12 protein-coding genes are annotated in these 15,786 nt (G+C 64.7%); 5 read left to right on the top strand and 7 right to left on the bottom strand.

The genetic code is table 11. The features are described from left to right. Window position 1: 1 nt before the first annotated feature. The 3 genes from HALRU_RS15045 to HALRU_RS15035 all read left to right on the top strand — a co-directional run bounded on the left by HALRU_RS15045 (window position 2) and on the right by HALRU_RS15035 (window position 5,314). Entirely contained in the window at window positions 2–3,628 is a 3,627-nt protein-coding gene (locus HALRU_RS15045) for a DNA polymerase II large subunit (RefSeq protein ID WP_015302243.1), read from the top strand. A 365-nt stretch (window positions 3,629–3,993) separates the two neighbouring features. Continuing rightward, window positions 3,994–4,326: a DUF7130 family rubredoxin-like protein gene (locus HALRU_RS15040; protein WP_015302242.1), complete on the top strand. Its 333-nt coding sequence runs from the start codon at window positions 3,994–3,996 to the stop codon at window positions 4,324–4,326. 88 nt (window positions 4,327–4,414) lie between these two features. After that, the gene (locus HALRU_RS15035) at window positions 4,415–5,314 is read left to right on the top strand and encodes a ketopantoate reductase family protein (RefSeq protein ID WP_015302241.1); all 900 of its coding nucleotides are present in this window, start codon (window positions 4,415–4,417) and stop codon (window positions 5,312–5,314) included. Window positions 5,315–6,480: 1,166 nt separating this feature from the next. Here the strand turns inward: HALRU_RS15035 and HALRU_RS15030 are convergent. After that, entirely contained in the window at window positions 6,481–6,843 is a 363-nt protein-coding gene (locus HALRU_RS15030; protein WP_015302240.1) for a NifU family protein, read from the bottom strand. A gap of 104 nt (window positions 6,844–6,947) precedes the next feature. Beyond that, window positions 6,948–7,265 carry a DUF5783 family protein gene (locus HALRU_RS15025; protein ID WP_015302239.1) on the bottom strand — a complete coding sequence of 106 codons (318 nt, stop codon included), beginning with the start codon at window positions 7,263–7,265 and terminating at the stop codon, window positions 6,948–6,950. A 155-nt stretch (window positions 7,266–7,420) separates the two neighbouring features. Here HALRU_RS15025 and HALRU_RS15020 point away from each other — a divergent pair, with 155 nt between their 5' ends. Further along, complete coding sequence (locus tag HALRU_RS15020; protein WP_015302238.1) at window positions 7,421–7,783, top strand: hypothetical protein; 363 nt, start codon at window positions 7,421–7,423, stop codon at window positions 7,781–7,783. Between the two features lie 1,222 nt (window positions 7,784–9,005). Here the strand turns inward: HALRU_RS15020 and HALRU_RS15015 are convergent. Then, window positions 9,006–10,529 (bottom strand): DHHA1 domain-containing protein, encoded by a 1,524-nt coding sequence (locus HALRU_RS15015; protein ID WP_015302237.1) that lies wholly within the window; start codon window positions 10,527–10,529, stop codon window positions 9,006–9,008. A 197-nt stretch (window positions 10,530–10,726) separates the two neighbouring features. Between HALRU_RS15015 and HALRU_RS15010 the strand changes: the two genes are divergently transcribed. Further along, complete coding sequence (locus HALRU_RS15010) at window positions 10,727–11,347, top strand: hypothetical protein (RefSeq protein ID WP_015302236.1); 621 nt, start codon at window positions 10,727–10,729, stop codon at window positions 11,345–11,347. A 142-nt stretch (window positions 11,348–11,489) separates the two neighbouring features. Here the strand turns inward: HALRU_RS15010 and HALRU_RS15005 are convergent, their stop codons facing one another. The 4 genes from HALRU_RS15005 to HALRU_RS14990 form a co-directional block, all read right to left on the bottom strand. Further along, window positions 11,490–12,275, bottom strand: coding sequence for a uroporphyrinogen-III synthase (locus HALRU_RS15005; protein ID WP_015302235.1), 786 nt, complete (start codon window positions 12,273–12,275; stop codon window positions 11,490–11,492). Then, window positions 12,275–13,411 carry a hydroxymethylbilane synthase gene (gene hemC, locus HALRU_RS15000; RefSeq protein WP_015302234.1) on the bottom strand — a complete coding sequence of 379 codons (1,137 nt, stop codon included), beginning with the start codon at window positions 13,409–13,411 and terminating at the stop codon, window positions 12,275–12,277. Before hemC ends, HALRU_RS15005 begins: the two co-directional genes overlap by 1 nt. Window positions 13,412–13,485: 74 nt before the next feature. Continuing rightward, a complete protein-coding gene (locus HALRU_RS14995) occupies window positions 13,486–13,920 on the bottom strand; it encodes a hypothetical protein (protein ID WP_015302233.1) in 435 nt (144 codons plus the stop codon). 80 nt (window positions 13,921–14,000) lie between these two features. Next, window positions 14,001–15,587 (bottom strand): uracil-xanthine permease family protein, encoded by a 1,587-nt coding sequence (locus tag HALRU_RS14990; RefSeq protein WP_015302232.1) that lies wholly within the window; start codon window positions 15,585–15,587, stop codon window positions 14,001–14,003. Between the last annotated feature and the right edge of the window lie 199 nt (window positions 15,588–15,786).

Below are 15,786 nucleotides of genomic sequence, written 5' to 3'. Positions count from 1 at the left end.
TATGCGCGAGGTAGACGAACGCTACTTCGAGACGTTAGAGGCCGAACTCGACGACGCGTTCGACGTCGCCGAGCGCGCTCGCTCGCGCGGCGGCGATCCGGAACCCGAGGTCGAGATCCCCGTCGCCAGAGACATGGCCGACCGCGTCGAGAACATCCTCGGCATCGAGGGCGTCGCCGAACGCGTCCGCGAACTCGAAGGCGAGATGAGCCGCGAAGAGGCCGCGCTCGAACTCGCGGTCGACTTCGCGGAGGGTCGCGTCGGCGACTACGAGACCAAGGCGGGCAAGGTCGAAGGCGCCGTCCGCACCGCGGTCGCGCTGTTGACCGAGGGCGTCGTCGCCGCGCCGATCGAGGGCATCGACCGCGTCGAATTCCTCGAAAATAGCGACGGGTCCGAGTTCGTCAACGTCTACTACGCCGGCCCGATCCGCTCTGCGGGTGGGACCGCCCAGGCACTCTCGGTGCTCGTCGCCGACTACACGCGCGCACTCGTCGGGCTCGAAACGTACCAGGCCCGGGACGAAGAGATCGAGCGCTACGCCGAGGAGATCTCGCTGTACGACTCCGAGACCGGTCTCCAGTACACGCCGAAGGACAAGGAGACGAAGTTCATCGCCAAGCACCTCCCGATCATGCTGGACGGCGAGGCCACCGGCGACGAGGAGGTCTCGGGCTTTCGGGACCTAGAACGCGTCGACACCAACTCCGCCCGCGGCGGGATGTGTCTCGTCCTCGCAGAGGGGATCGCGCTCAAGGCCCCGAAGATCCAGCGATACACGTCCCAGCTCGACGAGGTCGACTGGCCCTGGCTGCAGGACCTGATCGACGGCACCTACTACGACGACGCGGACGGCGAGGCGGACGAGGCAGACGGTGAGGATGGCGCGAGCAACGGTAACGACGGGGACGGCGATGAGGGAGGCGACGGCGACGAGGACGACTCGAGTGACGACGAGGCGGCGACGGAATCCGAGGACGACGCTTCGGTCGAAGCCGTCGACTACGACGGGCCCGAACGAGTCGAGGAGTCGACGAAGTTCTTGCGGGACCTGATCGCCGGCCGGCCGGTCTTCTCGCACCCCTGTGCAGAAGGTGGCTTTCGCCTTCGATACGGCCGGGCGCGCAATCACGGGTTCGCGACCGCGGGCGTCCACCCGGCGGCGATGCACCTGCTCGACGACTTCCTCGCGACGGGGACCCAGATCAAGACCGAGCGGCCGGGGAAGGCGGCGGGTGTCGTTCCCGTCGACTCGATCGAGGGGCCGACGGTTCGCCTCGCCAACGGCGACGTCAGGCAGATTGACGACCCCGAGGTCGCCCTCGAACTGCGAAACGGCGTCGAGAAGATCCTCGACCTGGGGGAGTATCTCGTCAACTACGGCGAGTTCGTCGAGAACAATCACCCGCTCGCGCCCGCCTCCTACGTTCCCGAGTGGTGGGTTCAGGACCTGGCGGCCGCCGGTGTCGACGTCCAGGCCCTGCAGGACGACCCGTCGATCGACCTCGACCACCCGACGATCGAGCGTGCGCTGGAGTGGGCCGAGACCTACGATGCGCCGCTGCACCCCGCCTACACCTTCCTCTGGCACGACCTCTCTGTCGAGGCCTTCTGCGACCTGGCGGCCACCGTCGCCGCGGGCCGGATCGAGGACACGGACGCGGGTCCCGTGCTCGAACTCGACCACACGGACGCGACGCGCGACGCACTCGAAACGGTCGTGATCGAACACCGCCAGCGCGAGGACCACATCGAGATCGACGACCCACGCCCGTTCGTCCGTTCGCTCGGCTGCCGGATCACGAAGACCGGCCGCATCGAACGCGACTGGGTCGACGAGGACCTTTCGGAACACGCTCGCACGTGGGGAACGGCCGAACCCGGTGACAACGCCGTCGAAGCGGTCACCGAGGTCGCGCCGTTCGAGATCCGTGAGCGGGCACCGACGCGCGTCGGCAACCGGATGGGTCGCCCGGAGAAGTCGGAGAGTCGTGACATGAGCCCCGCCGTCCACACCCTCTTTCCCATCGGCGAGGCCGGCGGCGCCCAGCGCGACGTGGCGAAAGCTGGCTCGCACGCCGACACCATGGCCGACACGCCCGGTGTCGTCGAGATCCAGGTCGGGCGCACCCGCTGTCCCGAGTGTGACACGGAGTCCTACGACCATCGATGCCCGGAGTGTGATACCCGCACCGAACCCGACTACCGCTGTCCGTCGTGCGACGAACGCATCCGGCCGGACGAGGCGGGTCGCGTCGAGTGCGACCGCTGTGAGAAGACTGCAACCTGCGTCGAACCCAGGCCGATCGACCTCAACGCCGCCTACCGCGACGCTCTCGAGTCCGTCGGCGAGCGTGAGAACGCCTACGACATCCTGAAAGGCGTCAAGGGACTCACCTCGACGGACAAACTCCCCGAACCCATCGAGAAGGGCATCCTCCGGGCGAAACACGACGTCTCCTCGTTCAAAGACGGCACCGTCCGCTACGACATGACCGATCTCCCGGTCACGTCCGTGCGCGCGAGCGAACTCGACGTCACCGTTGGCCAACTCGAGGCGCTCGGCTACGAGGAGGATATCCACGGCGAACCGCTCGCCCACGAGGACCAGCTGGTCGAACTCAAGGTCCAGGACATCGTCCTCTCCGACGGCGCCGCAGCGCACATGCTCCAGACCGCCGATTTCATCGACGATCTCCTCGAACAGTACTACGGGCTCGAGCCCTACTACGAACTCGAGGGCCGCGACGAACTCGTCGGCGAACTCGTCTTCGGGATGGCGCCACACACGAGCGCCGCGACCGTTGGCCGCGTGATCGGCTTTACGAGCGCGGCCGTCGGGTACGCGCACCCTTATTTTCATGCAGCAAAAAGAAGAAATTGCGATGGTGATGAAGATTGCGTAATGCTCCTTTTAGATGGGCTTTTGAATTTTAGCAAATCCTTCCTCCCGGACAAACGCGGCGGGCGGATGGACGCCCCGCTGGTTATGTCGTCGCGGATCGACCCCTCCGAGATCGACGACGAGGCGCACAACATGGACATCGTCTCGCAGTATCCCCGCGAATTCTACGAGGCGAGCCTGGAGATGGTCGATCCGGGCGAGGTCGATATCCAGATCGGCGAGGACACCCTCGGCACCGACGGCGAGTACACCGGCTTCCAGCACACGCACGACACGACCGACATCGCGATGGGGCCCGACCTCTCGGCGTACAAGACGCTCGGCTCCATGATGGACAAGATGGACGCCCAGCTCGAAATCTCGCGCAAACTCCGGGCTGTCGACGAGACCGACGTCGCTGAGCGCGTCATCGAGTACCACTTCCTGCCCGACCTTATCGGCAACCTGCGCGCCTTCTCACGCCAGGAGACCCGCTGTCTCGATTGCGGCGAGAAGTTCCGCCGCATGCCGCTGACCGAAGTCTGTCGCGAGTGTGGCGGCAACGTCAACCTCACCGTCCACGAGGGCTCGGTGAACAAGTACATGGACACCGCCATCCAGGTCGCCGAGGAATTCGGCTGTCGCGACTACACCAAACAGCGCCTCGAAGTCCTCGAAACGTCCCTGGAGAGCATCTTCGAGAACGACAAGAACAAACAGAGCGGGATTGCGGATTTCATGTGAAACGAACTTTTCCGCTGCGGGCGCGGCGGAGCCGCGCCCTCGGGAAAACTTCGATGAAAAGCACTCCTCACTCCCGTTGGCCGCTCGTCGGCCCGCTCGCTTCGCTCACGGGTTTCGCCCGTTCGCATTTCGCGGTTCTCGGCCGTCAAGCTCGCGGTTTTACCGCTCGCTTTCCCGCGGTTCTCGCTCATGTCGTTCGCTCCGAACCGCGCATCCTCCGAACCGCGCTTCGCTCGCGGTGACTGTGATTCGGACCACACCGCTACCGCATGGAGTATGACTCTCTCGGTGGTACGCTTTGCCGTCAGCAGCCCCTTGCCAACTCCGGGTGGAAGTTTACCCGATGGTTCGATGTCTCCCCATCCATGGAGGATACAGGTGACGTCACGACGGCGGGGAACGATGCGGTCGAAGACGCGCCAAAGATCGCGCTCGGGCAGACGATATCCGACGAGCGGGGGACCGTCCTCGGGACCGTCCGCGGCGTCGACGACGACGGGTTCTACGTGACGACGCGGGAGGGGATCGACTCGCTGTCGGTCGAGCACGTCCGCTCCGGGCAAGCGTTTGGCGAGGCTGAACTCATGTGGCGCTGTACGAACTGCGGCGAGATGGGTGAGTTGAGCGATGGCCTTCCGGGAACCTGTCCCAACTGTGGCACCGAGAAGGAAGACCTGATGTACTGGACCGAGGACTGAATCGCCTCACGGATCGAATCGCTCTGCGGCCGCCGGACCGAGGCGAGGCGACCGAATCTTCTATTGATCGGGGGCGGTAGGCTCCGGTATGGACATCGTCGTGTTCGGCGCAGGCAGTCTCGGCAGTCTCGTCGGGGGACTGCTCGCGCGTGAGCACGACGTCACGCTCGTCGGCCGAAATCCACACGTCGATCGAATCGAGCGCAACGGCCTCAGGATCGATGGCGAACTCGATGCCCACGTCTTCCCGACGGCGACGACCGATGGGACCGGCCTCGACGCCGATCTCGCCGTCGTGACGGTCAAAGCGTTCGACACGGACGCAGCGGCCCGGACGCTCGCAACCGGCTCGCTCGACGCCGCACTCTCTCTGCAGAACGGGATGGGAAACGAGGCGACGCTCGCAACTCACCTGGACTGCCCCGTCTTCGCCGGCACGATCACGTACGGGGCCATGTTCGTCGAGCCTGGCCGCGTCGAGTGCACGGGTATCGGCGAACTCGCACTGGGACCGCGCGACGGTGGGTCCAGTCCGCTCGCCGATCGAATCGGGACGGCGTTCGGTGCAGCCGCCATCGAGACGACCGTCGCGATGGACATGCCGCGGCGACTGTGGCGAAAACTCGCCGTCAATACCGCGATCAACCCCGTCACGGCACTCGCCCGCGTCGAGAACGGCGCGATCCTCGACCCACCAACTGCCGATCTCGCCGCGGCCGCTGCCCGCGAAACCGCGCAGGTAGCCCGCGCTGATGGCGTCGAGCTAACCGACACCGAGGCGACTGGTGCCGTCGAATCGGTCGCGACGGCGACTGCGGCCAACCGCTCGTCGATGCTGCAGGACGTCGAGTCCGACGCTCGGACCGAGGTCGACGCGATCTCCGGCTACGTGGTCGATCGAGGCGAGGAACTGGGAGTCGACACCCCGACGAATCGGACGCTCGCCACCACGATTCGAACCTGGGAGCGCGGTCAGGACCTTCGGTAAACTGCGGCCGCAAATTCACGTCGCGACGGACTCCCTCCGAAACGATCGGCTAAATTCTCTCCTCTTTGGAGCTATCTGTTCAATATTGTCCTTTATCAGGTATTTTGGAATGCTTATTGGCTTGTTTTGGACGAATAGGCCCGTATTGGTTGGCGACTGCCATCATTTCGATCGGTCGGTATCGGGCTCCGTCGTGAATTTTGGTATAGCGTAATGAGATTCAATATATAAATGGGTGCTGCGGTTGGAGGTCTTGCCCGATGTTTGTTGCCTGTTCTGGGGCTCTGTGGGGTTGGTTACTGGCTGGTCGCTCTAGTGATCTCGTGAGAAGCGAACCGGCAGGGGGGACAGCGAACCGCTCCATTTCCTCGCGCACGCGAGTCTCGTCTACGCCCCTGGCCGACTGGGCGGCTATGGGGGTTGCACTGAATCTAGGTATCGGACGAATCGTCTTCTGTGAGTGTTGATCCCGTTCGATCACACTACTTGGTCGGGTTGGGGCGTTCCGGTGACACTGTTTGGATTGCCTGGCTATTCGTGGTCCACTCTCGGTCCTGGCGGATGGTGGTGGACTGGGTCGAGGGGGTTGTGCACGCTGTGGTTCCTGCGGTGCAGGCAACACGCCGGAGGATTGTGTGTGTGTGTGTGTGTGTGTGTGTGTGTGTGTGTGTCGCTCGTCATCGAGTCACGTTGGCAGCGGTCTTGCAGAGAGAAGTCGTCCTTTCCGGCTCGGGTGGTGGCCTTCACGTTTCGTTGTTGCCCTAGTCCTTGACCGGTTGGTGTCGATCGGATCGGTTCGTTCTCGGTAATCGGGCAATCGGGCGATCGCCACAGCTGTCACAAACGGGCCGCGGCAGTCGATCATTGAGGGGCGTCTTTGGACTGTTGATCTGCTCTACGAGTGCGGTCGATACACCTGGTCTGTGTGGGCTCGTCCGGGACGTTTCGAAACTCTCTGCCATGAATACACTCTATATCACGATATCGAATCTGGGCGTGCACGCTATTCGGCCGCTAGCCCTGGTCCAGTGGCACTCGTCACTCGGTGGCGAGTGAGTGGCGACTATGGCAACGCTATTGGGCGGAAAATTGGGCTTTCGTCTCTATACACGGTTCTCGGTGGGTTCCGTGAGTGTGAAAACGACCTGCGAAACGAGTCGAACGCGTTAGAACGGTGCCTGCGGCCCTTCGTCGTCGCCTTCTTCGTCGTCGACGGTTTCGCCGGGGAACGACGGACTCATTCCGCCGTCACCCATGCCGCCACCGCCGTCCATGCCGGTACTGGCGTTGACCTGCGTGATCTCGGGAATCTCCTTGACCATCCGGCTCTTGATCGCCTGGATCGTCATCGGCGAGATCCCACAGCCGCTGCAGGCACCGCCGAGCGCGATCGAGACCTCTCCGGACTCGCGGTCGATGTTCTGCACTGCCGCACTTCCCCCGTGCATCTGGATCTGCGGGAAGTTACGCCGCAGGAAGTTGGCGACGCGCTCTTCCAGGTCGTCTCCGTCCTGAGTCTCCGTGCTCATAGCACTCGATTGGGTGCGAACCTCCTTAGGCCTTCCGTCGCCCGTGTTCGGGCACCGACGGCCGGCTCGATGCGGGCTGGCGATTCTCGAACGCGGCGATTTTCTCAGGCGAACCCGAACACTCGCTGGAGCTCCGTTTCGATCTCCTCGACGTGAACCGCGAGTACGTCCTCGAACTTTTCTTTCGGAACGACGACGCCCTGGAGCCGATCGTACGGATCGTCCGGTAATTCGATACGGAATTCGCCGTCGCCCTCGTAGAACGGTTCGCTCTCGTTCAGGACCTGCTGGTCGATCCCGTGGACCAGTTGCGAGTCGTAGCGGTCGTTCATCCGGGTGAACGCGTTCTTGTACGCCTGCTGGAGTTCTGGGAAGTAGTTCGCGTACTTGTCCTCGAACAGTTCCGGATCGAAGTCGGCCATACCGGTTTCGACGTGCCAGGCGGCTAAAAGTCGGACGATCGGACGGTGACAGCTCATCACCTCCGAACGCGCATCCGTTCGAGGCCAGTTCGACCCAGCTGTGTTGCGTGAGCAAGCCGAACCCACTTTCTCCCCGCAGGCATCCGTCGGCATAGATGTCGGTCGAATGGGATTCCCTGCAAGACGACTTACTCCCGCCAGGCTGGGCGGTCGTTTCGATGACGCCGGACGAGGTCGTTTACCGGCACACGGATCTGGGGCTCTCGGTGGAAGGGGTTTGCGTCGATCCCGAGCCGACGGATGCGAAGTTGGGGATCGATCGATGCTGGGAATTGCGTCTCCGGTATGCAATCGGTGAGTGTACGGCCACCGACGTTCTCGCCCGCGTCTCGACGAGGGCTGACCTGCAAACGGAACTTCGGTCGATTCTGGACGCGTTTCACCGCCGACTTCCCGATATCTCGGACCCGATAGACGCCTGTCGATTGCTCCGATCGGACGACAACTCGGTGTCGTAGGTGCCAGTCGGGCGTGCGCTACACCTGTCTGTCTCGGCCCTGCTCTTCGCTGTTTTCCGCCCCTCTCGAAGGTGTTACGAGACGATTCTGTCGCGAATTCGGTGTTTTATTCTGATCGACTCCACGCTCTGATGAGGTGGGTGCCCCGTCACGGCGCTCGCCCTCCGGTGTCTAATTCGGTATCGCATTATGGGATTCATTATATAAGGTGGGGCTGGTGCTGTACGGGGTTGGTTCGATTTTAGGGTGGCTCGCTCCGCTGCCTGCGGAGAACTAGCTTCTAACGCTCGCCACTTGGCCGGTCTTCGCCGCAGCTGTGCGAGCGGTCAGTCACGTCGACGACGATATCTGTTGATTTCGGGGCGGACAAACTGGTTGCGGGCTGGCCAGCACTCGTAGTCGCATGCACGCGCGAACCAACTACCCTATCGACGGAGGATCTGGGTGGCTGTCGGTGCTGTCGCTTCGTACCGAAAGTGGGGTCAGGGCCCGCACGCTCCGACTCTTTGGACTCTGGAGAACCCGGTTTCTGCCCGTGTGGGGCCGGCCGGGTCTACGCGCGGTCTGGCTCGACCCGTCTCCCTCTTCAGAACCTCTCGCTTCGGGCCTCTCTCGCTGCGCGTGGGACATATGTACGATGCACCCGGTCCTGGTTTGGTGATCGATGGGGTCTCGGCCACGTCTCGGGTGCCAGAAGCTTCGAACTGGCTGTGTGCTATCGGTAGGATGTCCGCCGCCGTCGACGATTGAACCGCTGGTCTCTGAATAGGTCATTCGGACTGTCCGATACCATGGCACAGTCTGTTCTCACCTCTGCTGATTACAGTCGGTTAGCTCACTGAGTGCGGGCTCGAGCTATTCGGCTTCCTCTCACCGCCTCGCTCGTTCGATGTCTCACTGCGCTGGCTGGCACATCGAACAGTTCGTCTGATGGGGTAGCGCAGGGATGGCCGTGGTCGGAACTGGTGCGTTAGCGCTGCCGTTTGCCGCTTGGTTGGCGGGTCCTGCCTTTTCCATGGCCCATCTCCTTATACGATATATTGCATAATGCGATATCGAATTCTGCTTCCCGACTTATTGAGATGGTACTGGTGGTTGCTGAATACGAATGCGCCAGCGATCCGCACCTATCGGTCGTTCTCTGCACGTATCGGCGCCGCTCGGGCAGCGAGTTCGCAGGATCGCAACCGAACTGTGTTCGTGGCGGTCGAATCGGCCGTCGTTACTGGCCGAGTTGTTCGCCGACGAGCTCGTCGGCTCGCTGGAGAAAGTCGGGTTCGCGTCCCGCTGGGACGGTTGCGCCGGCCGCGACGTCGTGTCCACCGCCGTCGCCACCCACGTGGCGGGCGGCCTCGCCGAGGACGACGGAGAGATCCAGACCCTGGCGGACGAGTGTGTGGGTGCCGCGACCGGAGACCTTGACGGCGTCGGGTTCGTCGCTCTTCTCGGCGAACGCGAAGATCGGTCGATCGCGATCGATGCCCTCGTTCCCGAGCGCCATGCCGGCGACGATGCCGACGATCGTCTCCCGGATGCGGTCACCGGCGTGGAACCACTGGACGTGCCCTTCGTTGGTGACGCCCTCCGTGGTCACGAGGTCGATTCCCTCCGAGAGGTTTCGGCGGTGTGAACGGAGTAACTCGCGGGCGCGTTCGAGCGCACCGCCGCGGTCGCCGAGACAGACGGCGAGCCCGACGTCGGCGCGGTCGTACCGCGCGGTCGCGTTGAGGAGCGTCGAGAACTCGCTGGCGTCGCGAAGCTCCGTTCCCGTCGTTTCGGCCGTGAGCTGGTAACTCGTCCCGACGAGGCCATCGATCTTGCCGGCGGGGACGCCGCGGGAGATAGCGTGTTTGACGAGTGCGCTGGCGACAGTCTGCTGTTCGTCAGCAGTGAGATAGCCCCACCGGCGCCACTCGCCCGCATCGTCTCGCAGTTCGAGGTCGAGTCCGTCGAGAAAGCGCATGGCTCCGCGCTGATCGTTCGAGATGCCGGGAATGCGCACGTCGGTCGCGTACTCGAGTAACTTCGGGAGCGGCCGCGTCTGCGTGCCGTAGAGGGCGAGGTCCGTCGTCGGTTCCAGGACCCCGGCTTCGACGCCGTCGGCCACGATCTCGGCGTTCGCGCCGTGGAGTTCGCCACCGGAGGCCTGCATGTCGCCGACGGCACCGACGACGGCGAGGGCGGCCAGGTCGCGGTTGTCCGCCCGTGTCGTGGTCGCGACGGTGCCACCGTCCGTCATCGTGGGGTCGGTGGGTGGGTTCGGCCCCGATTTGCGCTCGTTCGCCCCAGCCGATTCGGTCGGGCCGTAGCCGGCCAGTTCGCGGGCGAGGAGGTACGCCGTGCCGGCTCCCGACAACTCGCTCGCGCCGTCGAGTCCTTCGAGGAGCGGGTTACAGTGGAACTCGGTGTCGGCGTCGGCGGGCTGGTGGTGGTCCGCGATCACGGGCGTGAATCCGCCGTCGGCGGCGTAGTCGGTGATGATGTCTAACTGCCCGCTGCCGAAGTCGGTGAACCAGACCGTCTCGTAGTCGGTCCGGGCGATGCGTGCGATCGCGTCCTCGTCGAGTTGCTTCTCGAAGACGACTTCGAACGGCACGCTCGCACGTTCGAGCGCACTCGAAGCGACCGCGGCGCTGGTGAGGCCGTCGGCGTCGATGTGCGATGCGAGCAGGACGCGGTCGGCCTCGTGGAGTCGCTCCGCGCACGCGGCCGCGCGATCTTCGAGCTCAGGGACCGGTCCTGCCATTGGGTTGGGGTCGGGCGGCTTCGGTCATAAACCCGTGGACCGATGGAGGCGTCGAGCTGGGATCGTTTCGATCGATACAGATCTCCCCGGGGCGGTCTTCAACCAGGGACTGTCCTCCGTTCAGGACCGTTCAGCAGGGAAAACGGTGGTGAACCATCGGGGCCTTTTCACCGACTCCGCCGAACCGCCCGAGTGCAATGCCCCGTACAGAATCGACTGCCGACGCGTCGACCGACGCGGACGACGCGAGCGAGACAGCCGACAGTCCTCCGACCGAGAGCGGGAGCGCCGATCCGCCGACCGGGTCCGACGATCCGATCGGTCACGGGCCGCTCACGCCGGAATCGTGGCGAAAACCGCTGCACGACGAGCGCGCGCTTCGCAAGGCCACCAGCGCCGTCCTGGGTGGTCTGGCGATCATCGTCGTGTTGTTCCTGCTGAGTTTGCTCCCCGGGCTGAACGCGACCGGTGATGCGTTCACAGCGCTGGCGAACGGCGTCCTCGCCGTCTCGATCGCGGCCGTGCTGGGGTACGTCGCCATGGTTATCCCGTGGTACGTCCGCAGCGCGTTCGACGGCCCGCGCGAGGTGCGCGAACCCGGCGTGACCGCAACCGTCTGGACACTCGTGCTGGCAGCCGTCCTGACACTGCACCGCGGCTTCGTCCCGCTCGTCACCCTCGTCGACGGGCCGATGTGGCTCTACGACGGACTCTTCCTCCTCGCAGCGCTCGTCCCGGTCGCGTTCATCGCCCGCGCGCTGTGGAAGATGGTCGACCCCGCCGCGTCGTACCTGACGGGTCGACTCACCGACGAGTAGTCTGCGGACGAGCGAGCGCGATCCGTCGCTACTCACCGACCCGGATCTGATCGGTGAATCGCGGTTTTCGCTCCGATTTTTCGAGAACAGCTTGGTTCACTCAGCGAGCGTTGCCATCGTTACCTCCGTCCGTGGGCCGTCGCTATCGCGTGGTTCGCTCGTCGAGTCGGGCCACCGTCTCGCGTGCGAGCGTCTCGAACGTGGCCTCGCTTGCGACGACGTCGACGTCGATTCCGCGGTCACGAGCGGTCTCGGCCGTCGGCGCGCCGATGACGCCGACGACGACCTCGTCCAGGGCGTCGTGCACGGCCGCGCCGACCTCGCGTTCGTCGGCAGCGGCGAGGAAGTGTTCGACGGTGAGCGACGAGGTGAAGCAGACGGCGTCGAGCTCGCCGGCTGCGGCCAGTTCGGCTGACTCACCGCTTGCTGCGGGTCGGACGAGTCGATACAGGACGGTTTCGTGGACTGTCGCACCCGCGTCCGCCAGGCCGTCTATGAGCACTTGACTCCCGTGATCGCTCCGGGCAATCTCGACGGATGCCGCGTCGATGTCGGATTCGGCGGTGAGTGTCTCGACGAGTCCGTTCGAGGTGTACTCTTCGGGGACGACGTCGACCTGATAGCCGGCCTCGTCCAGCGCGTCGGCGGTCGCCGGGCCGATGGCACAGACGGTAGCGGCGCCGGGCTCCCAGCCGGCGTCAGCGGCGAGTTCGACACCGGTCTTGCTCGTCAGGACGACGTAGTCGGCGCCCGACCGGGGTGCCTCACCGGTCGGCTCGACGGCCAGCATCGGGTCGGTGACGGGTTCGGCGCCGAGGCCGCGGAGCGTGTCGGCCGCGCGGTCGAGTCGCTCGTCGGCCGGTCTGAAGGCGGCGATACGTGGGCGGTCGCCCGCCGATCGTTGGGCCGATGCCGTGTCCGGTGCCATCACTTGCCCTCTGGCTGGTCTTCGGGCGCCGGCTCGCCGTCGTCCTCGAGTTCCTTTCTGGACTCCTCGATCAGCTCGGCGGCGCCGCGGTCGGCGAGTTCGTCGGCGAACTCGCGGGCGGCGGTCGCGTGCGTCTCGATCGGGAGGTCACGCGTCGCTTTCACGGACGTCTCGCCGTCGCGATCGTAGACGGCGACGGCGGTGTGGACGTACTCGCCCTGGACGACGGCGTGGATGCCCAGCGGGGCGATGCAGCCGCCGCCGAGGGTTGCGAGGATCGTCCGTTCGACGGTCACCTCGACCCGACTTCGGGGATGATCGATCGCCGACTGAATCTCGCGAGCGGTCTCGCCGTCGGTCGCCGTCACACAGAGGGCGCCCTGGCCGGGCGAGGGCACGAACGTCGTGAGCGACAGGGGCTCGAAGTCGACCGCGTGGGCGAGGCCGCTGCGTTCGAGGCCAGCTCTGGCGAGGACGATAGCGTCGTACTCGGTTTCGACCTCGCGGCCGAGCGCGCCCTTCTCGAGTTCCGACCGGTCGTCGAACCACTCTTCGACGGTTCGATCGTATTCGGGTTCGAAGTCCTCGTCGCCGGCGTGGCCCTTGCGCTCCTTGTCGGCCTCTGTTCGCGCCTCGTGTTCGGCCTGCAACGTGGGGGCGAGGAGCTTCTCGATGCGCGTGTCGACGTTGCCACGGAGGGGTTCGACGGTGAGGTCGGGCCGCTGGTCGAGCAGGAGCGCGCGCCGGCGCAGACTGGAGGTGCCGACGGTGGCGCCTCGCGGGAGGTCGTCGAGCGTGGTCCCCTCGGGGGTGAGGAGGACGTCTTCGGCGGGCCCGCGTTCGGGGACCGCTGCGGTGACCAGTTCGTCGGGCTGCTCCGTGGGGACGTCCTTCAGCGAGTGGATGGCCGCGTCGCAGTCGCCGTCGAGCACCCGTTCGTCGAGTTCGCGGACGAACGCGCCGGTCTTGCCCAGCCGGTGGATCAATTCGTCGGCGAGCTGATCGCCGGTCGTCTCGACCGTGACGAGGTCGACGTCGTAGCGCCGTTCTTCGAGTCGCTCGCCGACCATCCCTGCCTGTCGTCTGGCGAGCAGCGACCCGCGCGTCGCCAGCCGAAGTGTCCCCCGTGATTTCATGTCTCCCTCTCCGGGCCGAGGGTACGAAAACCGCACGCTATGGAGTTGCCCGACTCACGGTGTGGGACTGGTCGTCACGTTGCGTCGGCAGTGTCGCGGGCCGCATCCATCGCGGCCTCGAGCGCCCCAAAACAGTCGTCGATCGCGGTCGGATGGATGGTGACCGGTTTCGCCTCGTCCTGCACGTGGACGCGGACGAGGTCGCGGCGTCGGAACGATCGGTGGATGCTCCAGAGGCCGGCCAGGACGAAGAACGCGCCCAGGGCCGGGTTTCGCGTCAGGCCGTACAGGCCGAAGGCGACCAGCGATACGCTCAGGAGCCCGAGGAACCAGTCGAAGCCCTCGTGGGCAACCTCGTCGATCCGCTCGTAGGCGACGCTGAGTCGCTCGTCGGGACGCACGACGAGCAGCCGATCGTCGGTGACCGCCACCTCCCCGCCGAATCGGAGGTCACCACGGTAGCGCAACCGCTCGCCCGCCTCGAGTTCTAGCCCCGACCTGTTCGGCATCGTCACTCACTGGGGACGGGCCGGGTAAGAATGTGTGCGGTCCGAACCGGGACAGAACGTGGTGTGAACGTCGTGTCGGATCAGTCGGCCGTGTCGGCTACCGTGGAGTCGTCGGAAGAACGGAGGCGGTCGAACACTGTCTGGAACTCGGACTCGTCCTCGGCGAGTTGTGTCCACTCGGTGAGCCCCCGCTCCTCACGAGTTCCCTCGATGGTGTTGTCGAGGATGAACGCAATCAGGCCGCCGACGGCCATCGTCGTCGATCCGACGACGTAGATCGTGTTGGAGACGACTTGTTGTGCGAAGATCGGTCCGACGATCGCGGCGGTCTCGGCGGTCTCCTGGAAGGTGCTTGCGCTATCGAACCCGCCGAAGTAGTTCGGCAGCGCCAGTCCGACGAATAGTGCGATCCCGACGATGAACACGTTCCGCGATGCGTCTAAGTCGACGAACCGCAGGTTCGATAGCCCGACCGCAGCGATCTGGCCAAACATGGCGATGTAGAGCGCGCCGACGATCGGACTGGGGATCGTCGTGATCAGCGCGCCGAACGGCCCGAAGAACCCGACGATCAGCATGACGATGGCACCGATCTGGACTACGTACCGGGAAGCGACGCCGGTGATTCCGATCGCGCCGATATTCTCCCCGTAGGAGGTCGAACCGTTCCCGGTACCCATGATACCGGCGAAAATGTTGCTGAGTCCCTCCAGCCCGATTCCGTGGTTGATCCGCTTCTGGCTCGGTGCGCCGACACCGGCAATCCGGGCGACGGCGTAGTAGTCGCCGATACTCTCCAGTATCGAGGCGAAGATCCCCGCGAGCATCCCGATCGCGAACGCTGCGGTAAACTCGGGCATGCCCCACTGGAACGGGACGATGGGCTGGACGAGCGTCGCGTCGGCGATCTGCGAGAAGTCGATGTATCCGAGGCTACTGTCGTTCGCCCCGGAGACGTGCGTCGCCTCGGTGAAGACGCCCAGAACGGTCAGAGCGCCGGCGAAGATCCAGGCGCCGGCGACACCGAGAAGGACGGGGAACAGCTTCGCGTACCGACTGTACTTGTCCAGATACTGTGAGAAGAGGATGATGAGGAACAGCGTGAGTCCGAGCAGCCACCAGTTCTGGTCGGTCCGCGTGACATCGGGGGCATTCACCAGCGATAGCCCGATCAGGACGATCACCGGCGCGAGGACGACCGGCGAGAGGTACTTCGTTAGGCGCCCGAGCAGGCCCGAGTAACCGAGGAACACCTGCACGAGTGCGGCTGCGATTACCGCTCCCTGTAACTGTAGTATCGTCACTTCCCACGGGCCACCGTGCGCCGCGATTATCGCGACCGCCGGCGCTAGGAGTGCAAACGTCCCACCCTGGACGATCGGATACCGGTTGCCGACGGTCGTCTGCGCCAGCGTCGAGATTCCGGACACGACGAAGAACGTTCCCACAAGTCGAGCCGTCGGGCCGGGTCCCATTCCCATCTCTGCGGCCAGAATGAGCGGGACGGCGACCGACGCGCCGACCATCGTCAGGTAGTGTTGCATCCCGAGGAAGATCGACTCGCCGAGTGGCGGTTTGTCCTCGATGCCGTACTCGACGAACGACGCCTCCTCGCGTGTGACGTCGCCGCCGTCCGTCTTCGCGACTTCGTCTGTGTTTTCTGTCATTTATGTGTCCTCCATGTACGCCCCATCGAGCCCTCGAGCCGTCCCTGCCCTCGGTACCGGTCCAAGATCTCTCCCGTGTGCGTACAGGTCTGCGCTCAACCTGCGATGGAATGCGGATAAATCTTCCGAGACTCGATATCGGGCTGAGGCGGGAGTCAGCGGGTTGGCGGCGCCGACGGACCCGTGTTTGTCCGGTGAT

The sequence above is a fragment of the Halovivax ruber XH-70 genome (genome assembly GCF_000328525.1).
GTDB classification, from domain to species: domain Archaea; phylum Halobacteriota; class Halobacteria; order Halobacteriales; family Natrialbaceae; genus Halovivax; species Halovivax ruber.
Note: the sequence above shows the minus strand (reverse complement) of the source record. Positions and strands in the feature narration are given on the sequence as shown.